This window comes from Spirosoma sp. (assembly GCF_026391055.1).
Taxonomy (GTDB): Bacteria; Bacteroidota; Bacteroidia; order Cytophagales; family Spirosomataceae; genus Spirosoma.
On record NZ_JAPLET010000015.1, the window covers coordinates 454,611 to 476,195 of the forward strand.

Consider the following 21,585-nt stretch of genomic DNA (forward strand, 5'->3'; position numbering starts at 1 on the left):
CTGTCACTGGTGGATGACCAATATTTAGTCATCCGCCAGCACTCTGTAGTCAGGGTCTTCCAGAATATTCACATCAATAAGTTTTTCCGCATTTGCCAGCAAGCGTCGGCAATCGGGGCTTAGGTGTTTGAGGTGAATCGTTTTGCCCGCCTGCTGGTAGCTGCTGGTCAGCTTGCTTAAGGCTTCGATGCCCGACATGTCAGCAACCCGGCTATCTTTGAAGTCGACAATTACTTCGTTTGGATCACCGGCTACGTCGAACTTTTCCCGAAACGCCATCACGGAGCCGAAGAACAGTGGCCCGTACAATTCGTAATGTTTTGCCCCTGCCTCATCAACGTATTTCCGGGCTCGGATCCGGCGGGCGTTTTCCCAGGCAAACACCAGCGCCGAGATGATGACGCCGATTAGTACGGCCAGCGCCAGGTTATGAAATAACACCGTAATACCCGCCACCAGTACCATAACCAACACATCGTGCCAGGGCATTTTGCCGAAGGTTTTCAAGCTGGCCCACTCGAACGTGCCGATGGCGACCATGATCATCACGCCCGTGAGTGCTGCCATCGGTAGCTTTTCAATGATCGGCGCGCCAACGATAATAAAGAACAGCAGCATAACTGAAGCCACGATACCCGACAGGCGGGCCCGTGCACCGGACGAGATATTGATCAGGCTCTGGCCAATCATGGCGCAGCCGCCCATACCCGACAGAAAGCCGCTCGTGACATTAGCCAATCCCTGTGCTACGCACTCTTTATTGCCCCGGCCGCGGGTCTGGGTAATTTCATCGATCAGATTTAGAGTCAGCAAGCTTTCGATCAGGCCCACACCGGCTACAATGAGCGCATAGGGGAAAATAATTGAGAGCGTTTCGAGCGTAAAGGGTACGGCCGGAATGTGAAAAGGAGGGAAGCCGCCCTGTATTGACGCGATATCGCCAACGGTACGGGTGTCGATGTTAAGGCCAATGGTTAGTAACGAAACGGTGATAATAGCCACCAGCGAGGCCGGAACGGCTTTGGTTAGTCGCGGCAGGCCCCAGATGATGAGCATCGTCAGCGCGACCAGCCCCAGTAACATGAAGAGGGGTGGCCCGGTCATCCAGTAGAGGGTACCCGTCGCATCGGCCACCTTAAACTGGTCCATCTGCGACAGGAAAATGACAATGGCCAGCCCGTTAACAAACCCGAACATGACGGGATGGGGCACCAGTCGAATAAATTTTCCAAGCCGGAAAACACCCGCCAGTATCTGAATGAGCCCGGCCAGCACTACCGTTGCAAAGATGTACTCGACACCGTGACTCTTAACGAGCGCGACGATCACTACAGCGACGGCACCTGTTGCGCCGGAGATCATACCCGGTCGTCCACCCAGTACAGCCGTAACCAGACCCATTACAAACGCAGCATATAAGCCCGTCAGGGGTGAAAGACCGGCGATTAGGGCAAAGGCAACGGCTTCGGGAATGAGTGCAAGGGCTACCGTTAAGCCGGAAAGTATTTCGTTTTTATAGTCGACGCGTTGTTTGAAGTCGAATAAATTCACGTATTGATTCATTGAAATTTAGCCTGATAGACAAAAAAGGACCCACTAACCGATGAGCATCGGCCAGCATTACACATGCGCTACGAAAAGCAGGTGCTTTAAATCAGGGGGGAGTAACCGGATAGAGCGAAGAGGGGGCTATCATATCATAAAGGTAGGCCTTTTTGGCTCAAGACTTGACCGTTAAGAGAGCGAAGAAACGCGGCAATTCAATAATCCTTAAATGGATGCTAATTAATAGACTAATAGTTAAAGAGACATGAGTCATCGCGTCTTTTAGTCTGTTCGGTTGCTGAAGCTCAAAGTGATCTTGGTGGCGAACTGATCTCGCTGATGAGTTAGTTGGCTAGATGATCGGCATAGTCTGTGACTATGCCCAACGTCCTGAGGAAACGAGCGGTTACTGCTTTCAACGACGCAGATCGCCCCTGAATGTCGGAAACCTTCTATTGATCGATGCTATTTAATGGGTTAGTGAGTAAAGAAAAGGCCCTACTCTAATGAATAGAATAGGGCCTCATAAGTTGAATTCAGGGATATTACAATTCCCGAATTTTAATGTTCCGGTACCAAACACGCTCTTTGGGGCTGTGGTTTTGCAGGGCTATTTTGCCTTTAGCATGGGGAGTTGCATAAGGCCAGCTGGCAAATTTACTTTTGGCTACCAGCGCCTTCCACTCATCAGAGCCATACTGGTAATCGACCAACTTTTTGCCGTTCAGGAAGTGCTCAACGTGATTTTTGTTGACCACAATGCGGCCTTTGTTCCACTCGCCGGGTGCTTTGGCAACGCTGAAATCCGAAGGGGGAATCATGTCGTAGTTGGCACCGGTCATCTGGGTGTCTTTCAGCTTGTAGGGTTTGCCGTCGCCATCCAGATAGCCCTTATCGTCTATAACCTGATATTCCGGACCCGACATGTAAGTCGATTTAATATCGGGGTTGTCGATGATTTTGTAAACAACACCACTGTTGCTGCCTTTAGGAATTTTAAACTCGAACTCCAGGTCAAAGTTCTCGTATTCTTTGTCGGTCACAAGGTCGCCACCGGTACCGTCGGGTGTAAGGGCGCCGTCTTCGATAGACCAGCCAACTACGCCATCTTTGTGGTAGCTATGCCAGCCTTTAATGGTTTTACCGTCGAATAGAGCCGTCCATTTGGGAGGTGCAGTAAACGCAAAGGCGCCGAGCAAAAGGCAGGGAAGAAGTAGCTTTTTCATGTAGTTTGGAATTTTAGGCTAAATGTAAGTTTAAACCGCAAAGAGCGCAAAGGAGGAGCAAAGGTCGCTAAGTCTTTTTCTCTGCGATCCTTGCTCCTCCTTTGCGCTCACTGCAAATAGTATTGGAAAATTAACTCGCCATGTCGCGGGCGGCTTGCGGGTCGTTGTATTTGCGATCCAGCCCTTCCGTCGATTTCTGGTCGGAGCGGTCCGGGCCGGAAATCATATCCTGTGCGGTCACACTGCTCTCATCGGCCAGTTCGCGGGGGAGGTTTTGGGCTTCCTTCGCTTCCTCGGGGCGTTCGCCCGGCTGATTGGCATGTGTATCTTTCGCGTTAACATCGTACGGACGGGCGGCATTGCCGGTATCGGGTTTATCTTCCATTCCCTCATCGTCGGGACCGGCGGCTGCTCCCTGATACGCTGTTCCGGCAACGGTTTCGCTCGTTTCTAGGTCGTCAGGAGGCATTACACTGGGCAAACCCGAAGTGAAGGTACTCAACGAACCCGCATTGATCTCGTGCGAGCGGTCAGGCTGGTCTGGCTCCTGAATCTCGGGCGTGGTTGGGTTCGGTGAACCGGGTAAATCCGGGATTTCAGGACCAGGAACCGGTGGTGCCGGTGGCGTCTCGGGAATGCCCGGTACTGGCTGCATGGGGTCTGGTGTACCTGGTGTTTGCGGAATCATGTCGGCAGAAGGATAGTTTCCGCCAATGAAATTCCAGCCATTAAATGAATTTGTTTTCGTTTCGGGCGATTCGTCTTCCGAGGGGAGCCCCGTATTAACAGCTGAACCGGCGTCGGGGTTGCCCGTGATATCGCCAACGGCAATTGGATCGTCCGGCATTACTGAAGGGTCGAACATTGTGCCTGCCCGTAGAGCCGCATCCGAGTTCTCGTATTTCTTTTTATCATCGCCGGTTAAGGCCCGTTCTTCGTCGCTTCCCAGCCGAATACGGGGCATATCATCAGAGACATCATCCTCTGTATCGCCCATAGCGACCAGCTTGCCATCTACCAGCTTCACCATATTGGTTTCGGCCTGATCTGCACTGAACATCGTTTCAGCGTGTTCGCTGGAGACTGTGTCGGCCTGTCTGGCTCCATCGGAGAGATTTGCGTTGTTTTCCATGACAATGTGAATGTTTAAGGTCTATGGAGAACCACCAGCAAGGCAAAAGGTTTAGTTGTAAAGGCTACACTAGTGCGTCGAACAAAATCTCGGCGGGATGCTGGGCTTTGCGACCAGTACCGTCTTTGATCTGGTGTCGGCAACTGGTGCCGGCTGCCGAAATAATGGCCGTTTCGGCTTGCCGGACAGCGGGGAACAGCACCATTTCGCCAATCTGCATCGATAAGTCATAATGTTCGGCCTCGTATCCGAACGAGCCCGCCATGCCACAGCAGCCCGATGGAATCAATTGCACCGTGTAATGCTTAGGCAGCGATAGTACTTTTTTGACCGGAATCATGGACGACAGCGCTTTCTGGTGGCAGTGTCCGTGCACCTTCACCAGTTGGGCATCGGTCGTGAACAGGCTTCTGTCAATACGTCCGGCATCAGCTTCCCTAGCCAGCCATTCTTCAAACAGGAAAACGTTTTTTGCGATGCGTTCGGCGTCTTCTTTAAGTTCGTCGGGAACGAGCACCGGATATTCATCGCGGAAAGTCAGAATGGCGGAAGGCTCCAGACCGACCAGCGGTTTATCATCCGTGACGAGGTCTTTGAGCAAGGTCACGTTGCGAATGGCAATGGCCTTTGCGTCGTCCACCAGCCCCTTCGACAAATACGTTCGGCCACTTTCCACATGTTCGGGAATGGTAACTGAATACCCCAGCCGCTGCATCAGCAAAATCGCTTTCTGACCAACCTCAACATCATTGTAATTGGTGAATTCGTCACAAAAAAATAGGAGTGAGGAGTGAGAAGCGAGGAGCGAGGAGTTGCTGACGCCTGGTTTGCCGCCGGATGGCTCCTCACTCCTCCTTTTAATCCACTTATTCAAGGTCGTTTTTGCCAGTTCGGGCATGGTGCGGTCGGGGTGGAAACCGATGGCGCGGTTGGCTGCCTTCCGGAGCGCCGGGGTGTTGTAGATGGCGTTGTACGTCCAGGGAGCAATACTCGCCAGCGACATAAGTTTAGTGAAATTACCCACTAGGCGCGCTCGTAGCGGAATGCCTTTTTCGCGGTAGTGTTGCTGCGTAAATTCGGCTTTCATGCGGGTCATGTCCACGCTGGATGGGCATTCGGCTTTGCAGGCTTTGCACGACAGGCACAAATCCAGTACGTCTTTAACCGCTTCGTAGTCGCTCTCAACGGCTTTTTCGGTATTGCTGTAAAAGTGCCGCAGGATGTTGGCTCGTGCGCGTGTGGTGTCGTGTTCGCGCCGGGTAGCCATGTAACTGGGGCACATGGTGCCGCCGGAGATTTCGGTTTTGCGGCAGTCGCCGGAGCCGGAGCATTTCTCGGCCAGTTCCAGCAAGCCGCCGTCTTTCGAGAAGTCGAACACGGTTTTGGGTTGCGGAATCACCACGTCCGCTTCCGAACGCAACGACTCGTTCATGGGGGGCGTGTTGACGACCTTGCCGGGGTTGAAGGTATTGTGCGGATCCCAGAGTTCTTTGACGTCTTTGCACAACTGGAAATTTTCGGGGCCGAGCATAAACGCGATGCACTCGCCCCGCAGCCGCCCGTCGCCGTGCTCGCCGGACAGTGAGCCACCGTATTTTTTGACCAGTTGCGCGGTATCCATCAGCAACGCCCGAAATTTGGCGCGCCCTTCCGATGATTTGAGATTAATGAGTGGCAACACATGAATTTCGCCCGCCCCGGCATGAGCCGAATATTCGAGTTTGAGGCCATGATTTTCCCAGGCCATGCGGTCTAACTCGTCGATGTAGTCCGGTAAGTCGTGGACATCGACGGCGGTATCTTCAATGACATTCGCCGGTTTATCGTCGCCGGGAATGTTATACATGATACTCAGCCCGGCTTTGCGTAATGCCCAGGGCTTTTGCGTTTCGGTATCGAACAGGATTGGATATGCGTAGCCTAATCCTTTTTCCTGGAGCGCATCGACAAAATCCTGCGCTTTCTGACTAACGCCAATAACGGTGTCGTCAAAAAACTCGACCATCAGAATGGCCTTCGGGTCGCCCTGCACAAAGGTCCGGTTTTTGGTCTGCTCGATGTTGGTTTTGGTGAGTTGCAGAATGTAATCATCGACCAGTTCCGACGCCGAACAGGTATGCGCCAGGGCCACCAGATTGGCTTCCAGCGATTGACGAATGGTATCGAAATGCGCACACACCAGCGCCGATTCTTTAGGTGGCAGCGGCAGCAAGTTCAGCTTGGCCTCTGTAATGAAACAGAGCGTCCCTTCCGAACCGGCAATGAGGTGGGAGAAATTGAAGAAGGGCTCCTCGCTCCTTACTCCTGGCTCCTCACTCCTTAAAGACCCCTCTGTCCAAAAGCCAACCATCGCATCCAGCGCGTAGCCCGTATTTCTTCGGCTGACGGTGGGCTTGGGGAAACCTTCGCGGATGTGTTTTTGCACATCCGGTTTGGATAGCCAATCACGGAATTGAACGTACAGGCGCTGTTCGAGGGGGCTAACGACGTTTTCGCCCCGGCATTTGGCGTCGAACTGTTCCTGATTGAGCGGGCCGAAGGTAACTTCAGCCCCGTCGCTCAGGACGGCTTTGACTTCGAGGAGGTGGTCGCGGGTGGTGCCCCAGATAATGGAGTGCAGTCCGCAGGAGTTATTGCCGATCATCCCACCAATCATGGCCCGGCTGGCGGTGGACGTTTCAGGGCCGAAAAGCAGCCCGTGCGGTTTCAGGAAAGCGTTGAGATCGTCGCGGATAACGCCCGGCTGGACCCGTACCCACCGTTCGGCCGCGTTGATGCCAACAATGCTGCCAAAGTGTTTCGAGATGTCGACAACAATACCGCTGCCTACCACCTGCCCGGCCAGTGAAGTACCGGCCGCCCTTGGAATCAACCCCAGTTTATGCTGCTGTGCGAAACGAAGGAGTTTCTTTATATCGGCCACAGATTTGGGCAGGGCCACCGCAATCGGCATTTCCTGGTACACGGAGGCATCGGTCGCGTACAGAATCCGCTGGGCGGTATGCTCGGGTGACTCATCGAAATAAAGTTCACCTTCGAACGAAGGCAACAGGCTGGCAAAAGCAGGATTTTGGGAAAGGCGAAACATAGCGGGAAAAGCGTCAAACGTCCTGTAAAGATACTAAAACGACGGGCGTTTGTGGAAAATGTTGCTTCCGGCCATCCATTGGCTAAACATAAGTACCACGATGAAAACACGCCGATCCTACACCCCAATCCGCATTGACATGACCCCGTTTGTGTCCATCGCGCTGTTGCTGATTGTCTTTTTTGTCTGGCTAAAGATGGTGCAACACCCGAATGAGTTGCCGGTTGAATTACCTGACGACGGTAATTGTGTTTGGTACACTCCTAACGCTGATGCCTCTTTATTTTTACTGGCGAATAATAGAATTGGTTTTCTTACGTACAGACCAGACGGTTCTGGGGCTGAGTTTACCGAAACGGACTATTCGTCCAAAGGACTTAGGCAGCAGTTAATGTATCTCATGCCAAACAGGCGCACAATTGTTTTGATTACACCAACTCCGCAGGCCACGTTTAAAAATAGTGTGGATGCGTTGGATGAACTGAAAATTCAGGGATCAATAAATTTTAGGTTTAGCTATGAGGTTACGCCTGGTGAACGTAAAATGCTTCAGCGCTATGAGGTCTATAGAGCAAGTCATCCCAGGCAATCGGTTCTAGTGCATTTGCCGTTGTATCCGCACCGAGTAATGGATGTCTGAATCAGGCATCCATTACATGAGATTAGCTTCGTATCCTCGGTCTGTGTCCGCACAGACCGCCTGTCCGGATGGTTAATCGGGCTGATTTACCAGCGTTCTGTGCGGACACAGACCGAGGAAACAGCATATACCGGCCGGAGGCTGTAGAACAAGAGACACAAGGCCGATAAACTACCCCCGGTCCAGCGCCCGCTTCAGCAGCCCGCCAATAAAACTGCCGACGAAGGTCAGGATCATAGACCCGTACAGTCCGAAATTCTCAATATCCCGGTCGGCGGGGCCGTCGGGAGTCGGTACAATGAGCATGTAGCCAAGCCAGATGAGGACCGCCTGCACTACCGCCAGAAACCAACCCCTGCGCGATTCCAGAAAGCCGAGCCCGGTAGCCAGCGCCGTAGCCACGAAATAGGGGAGATGAATGGAAGCCGTTAGCTTGATACAAACCAAAATGACGATACTGCTCAACAGGGTTAAGCCGAGGTTCAAAAACAGCCGACGGTCGAAGAAAGAGGATGTAGTCATGTTAAAACAAGACCCGCCTGTTTGGTGGGCGGGTCTTGTCTGTTAAACAAAAATGGCGGGAAAAGGTGCTGACTAATTGACGGAAACACTACCCGCGCTGGCCGCAATCTCAACCGGAATGCCTCCTCCGTTGAGTTTTCCCCGAACGCGGTCTTTCTCGATGTTGCCTTCAAACCGCGACAGATTGTCGGGCAAACTCACCCGATTGCCGCGCAGATTCAGGTCCATACCTTTGTTGAGGGGCATTCGAACGTGAATGCTGCCCGCGCTGGTGTTCAGGCGGACATACTCGCCCACTTTCGTCAGGCTCACATCCACACTACCCGCGCTGGTACTGGCGTCCAGGCTGCCCGCTACGTTGGCCAGCCGAACACCCCCGCCCGATGTACTCGCTTTGATGTCGCCTTCGATACCCTCACCCTGAATGCTGCCTCCGCTGGTGCGGGCATCGATGTCGCCTTTCAGGTCGGTGAGCCGGATGCTGCCCCCCGACGTAACCAGGTGCATTTTGCCTGTCGATGATTTGCCTTCGATGGAGCCGCCCGACGTTTGCAGATCGAGGTAGCCCGATGTGCCAGCCTGGCAACCAGCGAAGTGAATGGAGCCACCCGATGTTTGCCCGTTAATATCGCCGTCTACGTCATCCAGATGAAGGCTGCCGCCACTAGTTCTGAACTTCTGCGTACCACTCAGCGAGGCCAGATGAATAGAGCCGCCCGACGTGCGCAGATCGGTGGTAACCTTGCGTGGGGTGTAAAATTTAAAGCTGATGCTCAGGCTGTTTTTCCAGTTTGTAAGATTACTATGCCGCTTGGCCGTTGCCACAATCGTGCTGCCTTCCTGCGCAATGGAAATGTCGTAATCTTTAAGGCGATCTTCAATTTCACCTTTGTCGAGCCGGTCGTTCCAGTTGTTGGCCCGCACGTACATCTCGACTTTGGCGTTCATATCGGTGCCGCCTTCAATGGTCAGGCTGCCGCCGGAGGTTTCAGCCCGCACGGCTTTTATGTTTCCGGAAAAAGTCTTGGTCTGGTAGGGTGTGTCGTTGTCACGATTTTGCGCCAGGGATGTCAGCGATAGTGTGCTTACACTAAGTAGGGTTAGTAGAAACTGGTTGCGTTTCATATGGTTAGTCTATTTATAACGTAAAGATGTTCGTCTATCTGAAAAGGTTGCATGGGGTCAAATAAATTACCGGATCGTGATTTCGACGCGTCGGTTTTTTGCCCGTTCCCCTTCGGTGTTGTTGTTGCCGATGGGGCGGGTGCCGCCGTAGCCAATTGTCGTGATGCGGTCGTCGGCAATGCCCCGGCGTTTCAGGTAACTCGCTACCACTCTGACGCGGTTTTCTGACAAGGCCAGGTTAAGGCGCGGGTCGCCAACATTGTCGGTATGCCCCGCCACATCGATGCTCCTCAATGGATTTTCGTTCATGGTCCGCACGAGTTTGTCTAGCTCCGCCGACGATTCGGGCAGCAGAATATAACTGCTCTGCTCAAACTGTACGTTATGCAGGATCAATGTGGTACCCGCTTTGAATTCAGGTTTAGTAGCGGGAGGGGCCGTAGCGATGACCGTTGTCAAAGCCGCTGGTACCGTTGGTATTATGGCAGCTTCCTGTGGAGCAGATGGCTTGATAACTGGCTTTTTAACCACAACCTTAGGCTGTTTTGGTGTAATAGCTTTGGGCGGGACCGACGCTACGGCCGGTGTTGTCGATACTGGCTTTTCGGGCGTGTTGACCTCTGTAGCCCGGTTAGGAACGGCCTTCTGAAACAAAAACTGCCCTGTAATCAGGGTGCCGGAGGCCGCAAATGGGTTGAGTGTTTTTCTGGCATCGGGCCGTTGCCAGAAGAGCTGAATTTCGCCTTCCAGCATATCGTTGAAGAAATCGACCCGTAAATCGTAAAATTTCCCGGCTTCCAGAATAACGCCACCTCCGAAGCTTTCTGAATCGTTGAGTTGCCAGGAGTCCATCACCTTTTTGTTGCCCACCCAAACCCGAATGCCGTCGTCTACCTTGGCGTAAAACCTGTATTCGCCCGAAACCGGTGCCAGCACTTTACCCGTCCACCGGATGGAATAATACGATTCGGGCAGGCCAGGGCCAGGGCCGCGGCCCCGCCAGTTGAAGTTAAGCTGGGGATCAATGCGGGTAAAAACTTTTCGCTCGAAATTTGTTCCCACATAATACTCTCCTTTCAGGCCCTGCTGAGCAAGTAGCTGCCCTGCTATAAGGCAAAATACGATTCCGTTGAGTAGTTTGATGGCTTTCATTTCTGCGCCCTCCTTTAATAAACATGACTAGTTTAGTCATCAGTTTTGATCTGATAATCAGGAAAGTGATGTGCGGCAAATCACTCGTTTCGAAGGCTTTTTGCCGGGTTCATGCGGGCGGCTTTCAGCGATTCATAGCCAACCGTCAGGGCAGTAATCAGGCTGGCTATAACGAGGGTTCCGGCCAGTAGCCACCCGCTGAAATTAATGCGGTAGGCATACCCCTGTAGCCAGCCGTTCATCAAAAACCAGCCCAGCGGGGCCGCCAGTGCAAAGCCGAGCAGAACGAGCCTGCTGAACTCGCGACCAAACAACCACACAAGTTGAGCAGGAGTGGCACCCAGTACTTTTCGAACGCCAATCTCTTTCGTCTTCGCTTCGGCCATAAACGTTACCAGACCATATAAACCCAGGCAACTGAGCAGAACGGCAATGAGTGAAAATACTTCTGCCAACCCCAGCAGGATATGTTCGGTGATGTAAAAGTTAGCCAGCAGATCGTCAACGAAATTGGCTTTGAATACCTGTTCAGGAAATAGCTCATTCCAGGTGCTTTCAACTGCCTTCAGCGTTGTCGATATTTCGGTTGGATTAAGCTTTAGTGAGGCCATTCGGTTCTCGCGATAGTAGTTCAGAATGGTGGCGGGCGGAATGCCCTGGTGTAAATCGCTCAGGTGAAAATTACGCACCACGCCCACGATAGTTTTGTCGCCACCCCACAGGTTAACGCGTTTGCCGAGTATATCACGGGCCGAGCGCAGCCCCAATTCTCTTACCATTGTTTCGTTCACGAGGGCTTCATTGCTCGTCGTATCGTTGGTTCGGAAGTTGCGCCCGGCCAGCAGCCGGATTCCGTACAGCGACACGAAGTTTTTGTCGCCAACTTTAACCACCGTGGGGAATTTCTCCGGCTGCGTATGGGTGTCGTAGGTGAACGGCACGGGCAGTCGCCGGTAGGCTGCAGGCGGGTCAGCGCCCAACGACACAGCGTCGACGCCCGCTATCTGTGCCATCCGGGCACGAACAACGTCCTGCTTCAGGACATTGCTGACCGGCACTGGCACCGCCAAAATCGCTTCTTTCTGAAACCCCAGATCGGCCTGTTGCATGTGCCGTACCTGCGCCATCATGACGCCCACGCCAATGATAAAGAGCTGGGTGATGAAAAACTGCGTGACGATCAGCCCCTGCCGAACGAATACCCCGCCAATCTGTTGCGTGGTGAGTCGCCCGCGCAGGGCTGCTACCGGATTAAAGCGGGCCAGCACCAGCGAGGGATACAAGCCAGCCAATAGAATAACACCAACGAGCAAAGCGACAAACCAAACCAGCGAATCGGAATGGAATAGGTTTGTAATGGAAATGTCGGTGTTCATAACAGACAGGGCGTTGTTCAGCATGGGCAGACAGAGGTGGGCCAGCAGCATCGACAGTACAACAGCCGCCAGCGTAACCAGCGTTGTTTCAATCATAAATTGCCCGATGAGTTGCCCGCGCGAACTACCCACTGCTTTCCGAACGCCCACTTCTTTGGCGCGTTTCAGAGCACCAGCAGTGGCAATATTGATGAAATTGATACAGGCCGCCAGCACCAGAAACAGCCCGACAATAATCAGGGTGTACAAAATCAGCCCCGGCGATCGGCCGCCGTATTGAGGCATATGCTCCAGATCCGGGAGCGGAATGGCATGAAAGTCCAGTTTTTTAGCTTCGGACGTGGTCAGGTACTTTTTCCGGATAACCGGAAAGGCATCGAGTAGTCGTTCTACGGGCGTCCCCTGGCGGAGGGTAACGAAACACACGGTAAATACCCTGCTCCAGTCCTGCATGGCCTGTTTGCCTGCTTCGCCCGAAAGAGTAGGCACGGTCGCGTAGGAAATAAAGGCGTCGTAACGGAGCTTGGTGTTGGACGGCAGGTTTTTGATCAGTCCCGTAACGGTCAGGTCGGTCTGGTTATCGAAGCGCAGCACCTTACCCATGGGATTGGCTGAACCAAAGTATTTTTGGGCGTATCGTTCCGTCAGAACAACTGTGTTTGGGGCTGCCAGAGCGGTTGCGGGATTGCCGCTTAACCAGTCCGAATCGAACACGCTGAAGAACTGCGGTTCGGTGAAACAAAGGCTACGTGATTCGTCAAATTTCTTCGAAAATCCGCCTTTCCCATCGGGTACCGCCATGACCCGACTGGAGATGTTTTCGAGCCGGGCCGCCGTTTCCACAAAGGGCAGTTCCTGCCGAAGCACATCGCCCATTGGCCGGGGTGTGGCATCCGTTGGCACAACATTCTCCTGCCGAATATCCGTAACAACCCAGTAGGTTCGGTCAGCTTTGGCATGGTAGCGGTCGAAGCTGAACATGTAGCTGACCAGTAAAAAGATAACAAGGCCGCAAGCCAGCCCAATGGAAAGTCCGACTGTGCTGATCAGCGTAACTTTCCGGTTACGCCATAGATTTCTGAGCGAGATAGTGAGGTAGTTGCGCAACATAGGGCTAAGAGTTAATTGATCGTTGGTTTTGGCTGGTCTTTCGAGCCGGTACGGAGTTTACTCCGTGCTGACTCAACTGCTAATTATAGGATCAAATATATATAATTTTCTTATATATATTGGGTGTAAAATAAGCCTGATAAATAAACTGAGCCAGTACTTATTTATCAGGCTATTTCAGGTGAAGATTGCTCTGTTTTTAGCTCAGGACGATAGCTGCCATTACGCTCGTTGTTTCGCCGGGTCGGCCAATAAGTTGACTCTATTGACTCTTCAGAACATCTACCGGATTTGCCCTCGCGGCCTTCACCGTCTGCGAGCCGATCATAATGAAGGCGATCAGCAATACCACCAGCAAGCCCATGAATAACTCGGCAATCTGCACGGGGGTATGATACGGGAAATGGGTGAGCACAGCGTTTTCAAAGAACAAATAGCTGACGGGTAGCGCGATAAGGGCCGATATCGACAGTAGCAGGAGGAAACCACGGCTCAACAAGAAGATAAGGTTGACAGAGCTTGCTCCCATTACCTTGCGGATACTGATTTCTTTCAGTCTGGTTTCGGTTGAGTAGGCCACCATACCGAACAAGCCCATCGAAGCAATCGAAATGGCAAGGAAGGAAAGGAAGCCAATGATCTTGATAATCGCAGAAAATTCACTGTAGGCATCCTGAATTTCCTGATCATAGAACTTGGCCTGAAAAGGATGAACACGGTCGATCTTTTTCCAGGCCGACTCAATCCTGGTCATGGATGCCAGCAGATCAGTACTTTGTATTTTGGCATTGATAATGGCCCTATCGCCGGGTGTCCAGCTCATGAAAGCTACCGGCCCGACGAGGTTGTCGATCTTGCCATAGTGAAAGTCTTTCATAACCCCCACAATGGTCATCCGGCGTGTTCCGCTGAAATTGCTGAATGTGATCTCCTGCCCGATCGCTTTTTTGGGGTCGTTGTTAGCAATGTTAAATCGTTTTAAAACTTGCTGATTAACGATTACTTCGCTGGCGGCTTCGGCTGTTGTGGGCCTTGTTTTAAAATTACCCCCGGCAATGAGTTTGTATTCATGCAGATCCAGGTAGTTTTCGTCGACGTTGTTCGTCAGCACCAGCGCCGAGTCGCGCGAATCGACATATTTCATGTAGCCGCCCCAGGCATTGCCGACGCTGGTGATAATCAGTGACCGCGACAGCGCCGTTACTTCCGGCATCTCGCCAAGGTATTTCAGAAATGCATCGGGTTTATTACCCTGCATGTTTATATTCAGAATGTTCTGGGTGTTGAATCCCAAGTCGAATTTCAGGATATTTTTATACTGCACATAGCCAATGGCGGTTGTTGTGATAAAGATCAGTGTGAGCGTGTATTGAATGACCACCAGAGCCTGTCGGAGTGTTGCGTGTTTGAACACGTTTATTGACAGGAACGATGGTGATATTCCGCCGACGAGGCTACGGGTGGACACGTTCCTGAGTGCATTGATCGCGCTGACTCTCGAAAAGAACAGGGCGGGCATGATGCCGGCAATAACCCCTACGGTAACGGAGAAGACGACGAAGGCGATGATCATAGCCGGACTAAGTTCGAGCTTCACTGTGCGCTGCAACTCCGGAGCCAGGTTAATCAGCTGCGGCCGCAATAGGAGAAAGATAAAGTAGGAAAGAACGAGGGCCGCCAGGGATATCATGACGGCTTCAACCAGAAACTGCTGCCATACCTGACGCTTGTCGGCACCAATCGCTTTGCGAAGCCCTACTTCCTTGAATCGGCGCATGGCGCGTGCCATCGACAGGTTGGTATAATTGAAACACGCCGACAGGATCACAACGAGGGCAAGCCCGCCGAGTATCCAAAGCACCGTCGGTGGCATGTGTGGCCCTCCAACGCCAGACCCCCCTTCGGCTTGACGGAGGCTTTCTCCGACCACGACACTGTATAAAGGCATTAGCTCAAGCTGGGTCTTCGTGTTTTCGTCGGCGCGATTTTCCTCCCTGGCAACGGCGTCGAGCTGCGACTGGATTGATGCTATATTGGCAGTCTCGGGCAGTAGGAGGTATACGGAGTTCGACGGCATACTTGCCCATTTCTCGAAGTTATTTCGGTTGAGCTGCTCGGCCGTTGACAGCGATACCAGGGCTTCGAAATGAATATGCGAAAAGAAGGGAACGTCCTTCATGACACCGGTCACCTGATACGAGAGCGTATCGAATTTGATCGCCTTGCCGAGTGCTGATTCATTGCCGAACAGCTTTTTGGCTGCCGTCTCTGTAAGAACGATCGAGTACGGATCTTTCAGCGCTGTTTCGGGATTGCCTTCTAACATCGGAAACGTGAAAATCCTGAATACAGACGGCTCCGCCCAGAAACCCTTGATCGGAATAATGGAAGAGCCAACCTGTGCGTCCTGCGAAAAGTCGTTGTGTAGAATGGTCACGTCCGCACCTGCGTACCGGTCAATGCCGGTCACCTTCTGCCGAATAAGCTTCCCGATCTTTAACGAAGTAGTGGCAAACTTGGCTCCGGGCCGCGTTCGGTCGGGCCGCGTTCGGTCGGGCCGAGCGCGGCCTGGATTTGACTGACCGGCCTGACGTTCTTCCTGATTGGAGGTTTGTATGCTGGTAATGCGGTAGATCCGCTCCCCATTCTGGTGGAATCTGTCGTACGAATGCAGGTCGAGCATGAACGCGATCAGCAATAGCCCAACAGACATGCTAATGGCAAGGCCAACAATATTGATGGACGAGAACAGCTTGTTACGCATTAGGTTGCGACTCGATGTTTTGATATAGCTTCCGATCATGGGCCGGTCGATAAAAAGGGTAGCGATGTAAGGAATGGCTTACGAAAGTGGCCTAGAGTGAGGCTCGCAGAAGGGTTCGCTGTTTGGCTAAATCTTCTTTTTTGACAAAGGTGATGGGGACAAAGTCATCGGTTGGAGAGCCAATGTAGTAGAGTGTCCAGTCGCGGTCATACTCGGCCAGCAGTTGCCGGATGCACTCAACCCGGTCGAAAGTGGGCACGCGGCAGTCGCCCCAGTAGAACAGCTCGACCCGATAATGCAGGGCCTGCTTTTGCCCGTTGATGGTTACGTCGATTTCGATGTCCTGCTTACCGGGCAGCGAAGAGATGGGTATAGCGATGTACGACATAGTTTTAGGGAAAGGATATAGCTATTAATTTTATTCATTTCGAAGACTATTCACCGGGTTGGTCAGTGCCGTACGGTACGTTCGCCAGCCAATGGTGAGGCCACCCAGCAGGAGCATCGTGCCGAAGCAAACACTTAATAGCCCAATACCCACCGTAATGTGATACGCAAACGTCATCAGGAGAAAGCTGCCCGCCAGATAGCCCAGGGGAAGAGCAATGGCCCCGGCAATAAGCAAAAGCTTCAGGAAATCCCATGACAGCAGCCAGACCACCTGACCAACATTGGCACCCATCACTTTACGAACGCCCACCTCTTTGGTGCGCAGGGCTGTGGTGTAGGTCACCATCCCCAGTAAACCCAGGCAGGCAATCGACATGGCTAATGCGAGGAGAAGGCCCATAAAGTTCAGATCGTCGGCACTGCTATGTCGATTGTTCAGAAAATCTTCATACCAAACGCCGGTGAAGGGTTCGTAAGGATTCAACCGTTTCCAGATGCGGGCAATGTCAGCCCGGACAGCTTCGGGGTTGCCACCCGTAATGCTCACGTTAAGATACCGAAAACCGGCAGGTTGGTATCGTACCATCAATGGCCTGATTTTTATAGCCATCGACGCAGCATTGAAGTCTTTCAATACCCCCAATACCCGAACGTCGGTGCCATCGTTCAGCCAGAGGGTTTGTCCAACGGCGGCCGCCGGTTCGCCCAGTTTAAAGACGCGCACCGCTTCTTCGTTGATCAGGACGAACCGACCGGCAGAATCGGCCACGGATACCGGCAGATTTTGGCCCGCCAGAAGGGTTAGGCCTACTGTGGGCACTAAGTTGACGTTGGCGGAAAAAACGTCTGCTGCCGATGAATCGCCCCCGGTCCGCTGCCGCCGAACCATCTGCTGGCTACCGCCATAACTGCCAAACAGAGCCGACGTGGCAGCTACCCGGTTTACACCTGCCAGCTTATTGATCTCGTCGGTCAGTTGCCCGGATGGAAGGCCATTGAGGGGAATAGAGAGTACGCCCTCGCGCTGAAATCCATAGTTGGCTGTACTCATGTAGTGCTGTTGCCGGGCCAGAGCCAGCAGAACAATCATGGCCAACAGGGAGATTGAGAACTGAGCCACAATCAACGATTTGCGAAGGCTGAGGCCCCGAAACACGCGCAGACCCGTCTGGCTGCGGAGTACCTGTGCTGGTTCAAACCCTGATAGTACCCGCGCGGGCAGTAGTCCGGCCAGTAAACCCGTTACAATACTAAACGAAGCGAAGACTAGCCATACGGTACTGTTATTTTCCCACTCCACCCCGCCTATTAACCACTGCTGCACAAACGGCATGGGTTTTACAAACTGGAGCATACCATAGGCCAACCCTAAACCTAGTAGCGATAAAATTACGGATTCTGCCATGAACTGCCCCATTAACTGCCAGCGTAGCGCCCCGGATACTTTTCGAATCCCTACCTCACGGGCACGACTCAGTGATCGCGCCAGGGTGAGATTGATGTAATTGAATACGGCCAGCAACAAGGTGAGCAGCCCTACCCCTAACTCGGTCTCCAACTTCCCGGCTGTAGGTTCGTAGGTTGAGTTTATCAGATCCTCACGCGGGGGCGAAAGCTGCGTTAGGGCCTGACTACGGAACGTGTACCCTTTTTCAGTTGCCAATCGTAGTCCCTTCGTGGATCGGCTGGCTAATCCCGGTAGCACACTGTTAAGCGTTTCGGCCCGCGTGCCGGGCTTTAGCAATACATACGTATAGGTGCGCGTGTAGCCATTGGCGTACTGCTTCCAATCGACCAGTGCCTGTCGCCAGGCCGGGCTGGACAAGGTCGCCATTGACACGACCATGTCGAAGTCGAGATGAGATTTGGCTGGGTTTTGGGCAAAAACACCCGTTATGGTGAGAGCACCAAACTCCGAGTGCTCCATGATTTTGCCAATGGGATTGCTCGTACCAAAGAATCGCTGGGCCGTTTGCTGAGTAAGCACAACGGTTTGAGGAGCCAGGGCCGCCTGGCCAACGGCAAGCTTAAAACCGAAAATTAGGAAAAAACCTGGGTCAACTGTACTAAATACCACGGGTAACTGCTTGCCGTTGGCCGTTACCTCGCCGTGGCTACGTATAACGCGGGTGGCAGCCTCCACAAAAGGGTAATTCCTCACCAGTGCATCGGCCACAGGCAGGGGAGTCGTGGCAAAGCTCAGTATATCATTGGTTTGAGTCGTTGCATCAGTAATGATACGATACGTTCGGTCGCGGTTGGGGTGAAACGAGTCGTAGTCGAACGCCCCTTTGATGTCGATCATCGCCAGCAAACTGACCAGCATGCCCGATGCCAGGCCAAAGACGTTGATGAATGAAAACAGCTTATGTTTCCATAAATTCCGAATGGCAGTTTTAAGGTAATTTTGCAGCATGGGCGGTTCTATAAACACGCAAGGGATTGCGTGTTTATAGAACCGCCCAAATGTTGTACCATTAAGTATAATCGATTGCTAGTCAGTTGATTGAAGGATGTTCCTGAACGTGCATTGTCCGGTATCGGACAATGCACGTTCAGGAACGGACAGGCGAATTTATAGTGTGATAAACCATCCACCAGAACGGTAAAAGATCCATCAATTAGGCAGCTTAATCGCCCGTTCGTCCAGCGTTTTCATGATGTGGTTTACGAGGGTTGTAATTCGGGAGGCTGTTCGGCGGTCACATTCATTGGATAGCACAATGATACCCATATTCAACTCGGGGTAATTGACGCAGAGGCTGCTGAAACCGGGTAGGTTACCATCCTGCCAGATCACCCGTTGTCCCGCTAGTTGAATCATCTGCCAGTTTAATCCTGCCGAATACCCGTTTTCGTTTCCCCACGTTAGCTGATGAGCCAGTCGAGCCGCGTCTGCCTGTTCGGCAACATTCCATTGAATGTAGTTCAGCATATCGGCTACGGTCGATTTCAGGGCACTTGCCCCCTGAAGCTGGTCGGGGCTGTCCGGCATCTGAACACCATCGCAATTGTACCCTTTCACGAAACGATGCTGATCGGTAGCCGTCAATGTGATTTTTGTGTCAATCATCGCCAGCGGCTGGGTCAGTTTCAGCCGGACAAGCTCCTCGAACGGTCTGTCGTACACCTTTTCTAAAATATAACCCAGCAACTGCGCACCTGCGTTGGAGTACCTGAAGGTCGAACCGGGCGTGTTGTTGAGGGTAACCCTATGGAGGTCGGCGTAAAAGTTGGCCTGGGTGTAGTCTCGCAGAAGTTCGGCTGCAATGGCTGATGAAGGCACGCTGGTGTTCACAAACGCTTCCGGCCGGTCTGGTAACAGAAACGGCAGTCCCGACCGGTGATTGATGAGGTGAACGAGCCGAATTGGTTGCCCCTGATAGGCCAGATTTGGGTAGCGGCCGGCCAGGTACATACGGATATCGTCTCCTAATTTTACTTTTCCCTCCACCACCGCCTGGGCCAGCAACGCCCCCGTAAACGTCTTGGTGATGGACGCAAGTGGGTAAATTGTCTGGCTGTTCGGGAGTTGTTGCTGGTCTCTATCGACCGTGCCGTAGTTGTAGACGAACGTTTGCCCATCTTTAAGAATGCCAATAGATAACCCGACCGACTGCGGTGCTGCCATAAAGTGCTGAGCAGCCTGCTCAACCACAACGTCGACGGGTTGCTTCAGCGGATTATCCGTCGGGGCCTTTCTCAACAGCGTAGGCAGCACCGGCGACTGTTTTGGGTAAACAAGGGCCGTTGGGAAAAGCAAAAGGGTGGAGATAAGCCAGGCATTCATGGGCCGTCGTCTGGTTTGAGTTTTGTCAATAGATGCACGTTTGAGCAAACAGGTTGCGTCAGTGACTGTCGCAAACAGCTAGATTGATAGTTTCGTGGTGTCAGTTTCTTAAAACCTACTGATAGACTATCTGCCGAACGAGGTTTTGAGAAACTTCGCAGGTCAGTTTTGAGGAATTGACATCACAACACCACCAAAACGGGTCGCACGGACTGAACCTCGCCTTATTCTCCAGCCTTTTTTAAATACTCGATCGCGTTCGTATTCCCTGGGTTCAGCGCCAGCGATTGCCTATAATTTTTGATGGCTAACACCTTATTTCCAAGTCGATCATAGGTTTCGGCTAAGCTGTCGTAGGTGTTGTATCCCTTTGGATAAAGACTGACGTTCAGCTTGAAAATCTCCAGTGCTTCGTTTAGTTTTCCCTGACCGGCCAGCGTATAGCCCCAGATGTTTACGTACTCTTCGCTCAGAAATAACTCCGGGTGTTTTTTTCTGACGGCCTTCACAACGGCAAGAGCCTGGGCAAAACCCTGTTTTTCTAGCTCGGCGTTGAGGGCCGTCAGGGCAGCTGGCTTACCGAACAACGCATCCATGATTTTACTGGATAGTTCGCCGAGTTGTCCCTGCGTTGATTGATCGGAGTTGTTGGCGAACAAAACAAGGGCCGTTTTTTGATCAGGATACAGGTCGCAATAACTGGCGAAGCCGAACGTACCGCCCGAGTGTTCGATCCGTCGCTTGCTGGCGATGGTTTTGTGCAGAAACCAGTTTAGGCCAAACGCCTGACTGTCGGGGCTGCCCCACGTAGGTTGATGGCTTATTTTTACGGCCGGGTCTCGCTCTTCCAGCTGATAAGCGGCATACTTCAGTAAATCGGCTGCACTGTAGCGAAGGCCACCGGCTGCCTGCATGGCTTTCAGCGTAAACGCGGGCATCTGGACGCCATTTCCACTGTAGCCTATTGCGAACAGATCCGCTGGTTGTGGCGAACCAAAGGTGCTCCGCATGGCGAGGGGCTGCTCAATCTGGGTGGCGATCAACTCTTCAAAAGGTTTCTGGTAGATTTTTTCCAGAATATACCCCAGCAATTGGGCCGCTACGTTGGAGTGACGGGGATTCTGGCCGGGTGCTGCCTGGAGGGTAACGTTGTGCAGGTCATTGAAAAAGTCCTGCCGCGTGTAGTTCTGTAATCTGTTCACAATCAGGAACGGAATGGAGTCGGGGTTCGCCTGCTTATAGGCGTCGGGTTTATCCGGGAAGTTATCCGGTAGCTCCGACGTCCAGTTGGTCAGGTTCACCAGCCGAATAGGCTGGCCCTTGAAAGCGAGGTTCGGGTAGTCGCCGTCGAGGTATTGGCGGATGTCGTCTTCGAGCCGGACGCGCTTGTCGACAACGGCCCGCGCCAGCAGCAGACCCCCAAACGTCTTGCTGATCGACCCGATTTCATAAATGGTCTGTTGCGTGGGTAACTCATGTTTGCCTTTCTCCGTCGTACCGAAATTATAGAACGATGTCTTCCCGTTCCGGATAATCCCGATGGACAGGCCCACGTGCGACTTTTCCTGGACGAAGGCCGTTCCCAGTTGCTGAATAATGGTTGCGGGCTGGTTGCTGACGGTGGGTGAATTACGTTGGCTGAAAACCTTGGCACCGGGTAACGTCAGTAAGCAGCAAGCGAAAAAGAAGCGTATGTTCATCATTGAGAGTACGTCGGATATAAAA

The 21,585-nt window shown here is 52.6% G+C and carries 14 protein-coding genes; 1 reads left to right on the plus strand and 13 read right to left on the minus strand.

Annotated features, from left to right (window positions below):
* Positions 1–24: 24 nt before the first annotated feature.
* The 4 genes from NT073_RS07490 to NT073_RS07505 form a co-directional block, all read right to left on the minus strand.
* A complete protein-coding gene (locus tag NT073_RS07490; protein ID WP_297371124.1) occupies positions 25–1,563 on the minus strand; it encodes a SulP family inorganic anion transporter in 1,539 nt (512 codons plus the stop codon).
* Between the two features lie 527 nt (positions 1,564–2,090).
* Positions 2,091–2,771, minus strand: a complete 681-nt coding sequence (locus NT073_RS07495) for a DUF1080 domain-containing protein (protein ID WP_297371128.1) — start codon at positions 2,769–2,771, stop codon at positions 2,091–2,093.
* A gap of 130 nt (positions 2,772–2,901) precedes the next feature.
* Positions 2,902–3,903, minus strand: coding sequence for a hypothetical protein (locus tag NT073_RS07500; RefSeq protein ID WP_297371132.1), 1,002 nt, complete (start codon positions 3,901–3,903; stop codon positions 2,902–2,904).
* Between the two features lie 64 nt (positions 3,904–3,967).
* Positions 3,968–6,991, minus strand: coding sequence for an FAD-binding and (Fe-S)-binding domain-containing protein (locus tag NT073_RS07505; protein ID WP_297371135.1), 3,024 nt, complete (start codon positions 6,989–6,991; stop codon positions 3,968–3,970).
* A 100-nt stretch (positions 6,992–7,091) separates the two neighbouring features.
* Between NT073_RS07505 and NT073_RS07510 the strand changes: the two genes are divergently transcribed.
* A complete protein-coding gene (locus NT073_RS07510; protein WP_297371138.1) occupies positions 7,092–7,631 on the plus strand; it encodes a biopolymer transporter ExbD in 540 nt (179 codons plus the stop codon).
* Positions 7,632–7,802: 171 nt separating this feature from the next.
* On the opposite strand, the gene NT073_RS07515 is transcribed toward NT073_RS07510, so the two are convergent.
* From NT073_RS07515 to NT073_RS07555, 9 genes are all read right to left on the minus strand, one after another.
* Positions 7,803–8,153 (minus strand): hypothetical protein, encoded by a 351-nt coding sequence (locus NT073_RS07515; RefSeq protein WP_297371141.1) that lies wholly within the window; start codon positions 8,151–8,153, stop codon positions 7,803–7,805.
* A gap of 72 nt (positions 8,154–8,225) precedes the next feature.
* The gene (locus NT073_RS07520; protein ID WP_297371144.1) at positions 8,226–9,278 is read right to left on the minus strand and encodes a DUF4097 family beta strand repeat-containing protein; all 1,053 of its coding nucleotides are present in this window, start codon (positions 9,276–9,278) and stop codon (positions 8,226–8,228) included.
* Between the two features lie 66 nt (positions 9,279–9,344).
* A complete protein-coding gene (locus NT073_RS07525; RefSeq protein WP_297371147.1) occupies positions 9,345–10,430 on the minus strand; it encodes a PA14 domain-containing protein in 1,086 nt (361 codons plus the stop codon).
* A gap of 80 nt (positions 10,431–10,510) precedes the next feature.
* Positions 10,511–12,916: an ABC transporter permease gene (locus NT073_RS07530; protein ID WP_297371151.1), complete on the minus strand. Its 2,406-nt coding sequence runs from the start codon at positions 12,914–12,916 to the stop codon at positions 10,511–10,513.
* A gap of 262 nt (positions 12,917–13,178) precedes the next feature.
* Positions 13,179–15,719, minus strand: a complete 2,541-nt coding sequence (locus NT073_RS07535; protein ID WP_297371154.1) for an ABC transporter permease — start codon at positions 15,717–15,719, stop codon at positions 13,179–13,181.
* 52 nt (positions 15,720–15,771) lie between these two features.
* Positions 15,772–16,068: a hypothetical protein gene (locus tag NT073_RS07540; RefSeq protein WP_297371157.1), complete on the minus strand. Its 297-nt coding sequence runs from the start codon at positions 16,066–16,068 to the stop codon at positions 15,772–15,774.
* Positions 16,069–16,098: 30 nt separating this feature from the next.
* Positions 16,099–18,486, minus strand: coding sequence for an ABC transporter permease (locus NT073_RS07545; RefSeq protein ID WP_297371161.1), 2,388 nt, complete (start codon positions 18,484–18,486; stop codon positions 16,099–16,101).
* 201 nt (positions 18,487–18,687) lie between these two features.
* The gene (locus NT073_RS07550) at positions 18,688–19,860 is read right to left on the minus strand and encodes a serine hydrolase domain-containing protein (protein ID WP_297371164.1); all 1,173 of its coding nucleotides are present in this window, start codon (positions 19,858–19,860) and stop codon (positions 18,688–18,690) included.
* 224 nt (positions 19,861–20,084) lie between these two features.
* Positions 20,085–21,563: a serine hydrolase gene (locus NT073_RS07555; RefSeq protein ID WP_297371167.1), complete on the minus strand. Its 1,479-nt coding sequence runs from the start codon at positions 21,561–21,563 to the stop codon at positions 20,085–20,087.
* Positions 21,564–21,585 lie beyond the last annotated feature (22 nt).

Excerpts from the sequence above, each read along its gene's own strand:
- NT073_RS07525 (WP_297371147.1), bottom strand. The coding sequence starts at position 10,430 with ATGAAAGCCATCAAACTACTCAACGGAATCGTATTTTGCCTTATAGCA.
- NT073_RS07495 (WP_297371128.1), bottom strand. The coding sequence starts at position 2,771 with ATGAAAAAGCTACTTCTTCCCTGCCTTTTGCTCGGCGCCTTTGCGTTT.
- NT073_RS07550 (WP_297371164.1), bottom strand. The coding sequence starts at position 19,860 with ATGAATGCCTGGCTTATCTCCACCCTTTTGCTTTTCCCAACGGCCCTT.
- NT073_RS07545 (WP_297371161.1), bottom strand. The coding sequence starts at position 18,486 with ATGCTGCAAAATTACCTTAAAACTGCCATTCGGAATTTATGGAAACAT.
- NT073_RS07530 (WP_297371151.1), bottom strand. The coding sequence starts at position 12,916 with ATGTTGCGCAACTACCTCACTATCTCGCTCAGAAATCTATGGCGTAAC.
- NT073_RS07500 (WP_297371132.1), bottom strand. The coding sequence starts at position 3,903 with ATGGAAAACAACGCAAATCTCTCCGATGGAGCCAGACAGGCCGACACA.
- NT073_RS07540 (WP_297371157.1), bottom strand. The coding sequence starts at position 16,068 with ATGTCGTACATCGCTATACCCATCTCTTCGCTGCCCGGTAAGCAGGAC.
- NT073_RS07490 (WP_297371124.1), bottom strand. The coding sequence starts at position 1,563 with ATGAATCAATACGTGAATTTATTCGACTTCAAACAACGCGTCGACTAT.
- NT073_RS07505 (WP_297371135.1), bottom strand. The coding sequence starts at position 6,991 with ATGTTTCGCCTTTCCCAAAATCCTGCTTTTGCCAGCCTGTTGCCTTCG.
- NT073_RS07555 (WP_297371167.1), bottom strand. The coding sequence starts at position 21,563 with ATGATGAACATACGCTTCTTTTTCGCTTGCTGCTTACTGACGTTACCC.
- NT073_RS07515 (WP_297371141.1), bottom strand. The coding sequence starts at position 8,153 with ATGACTACATCCTCTTTCTTCGACCGTCGGCTGTTTTTGAACCTCGGC.
- NT073_RS07520 (WP_297371144.1), bottom strand. The coding sequence starts at position 9,278 with ATGAAACGCAACCAGTTTCTACTAACCCTACTTAGTGTAAGCACACTA.
- NT073_RS07535 (WP_297371154.1), bottom strand. The coding sequence starts at position 15,719 with ATGATCGGAAGCTATATCAAAACATCGAGTCGCAACCTAATGCGTAAC.
- NT073_RS07510 (WP_297371138.1), top strand. The coding sequence starts at position 7,092 with ATGAAAACACGCCGATCCTACACCCCAATCCGCATTGACATGACCCCG.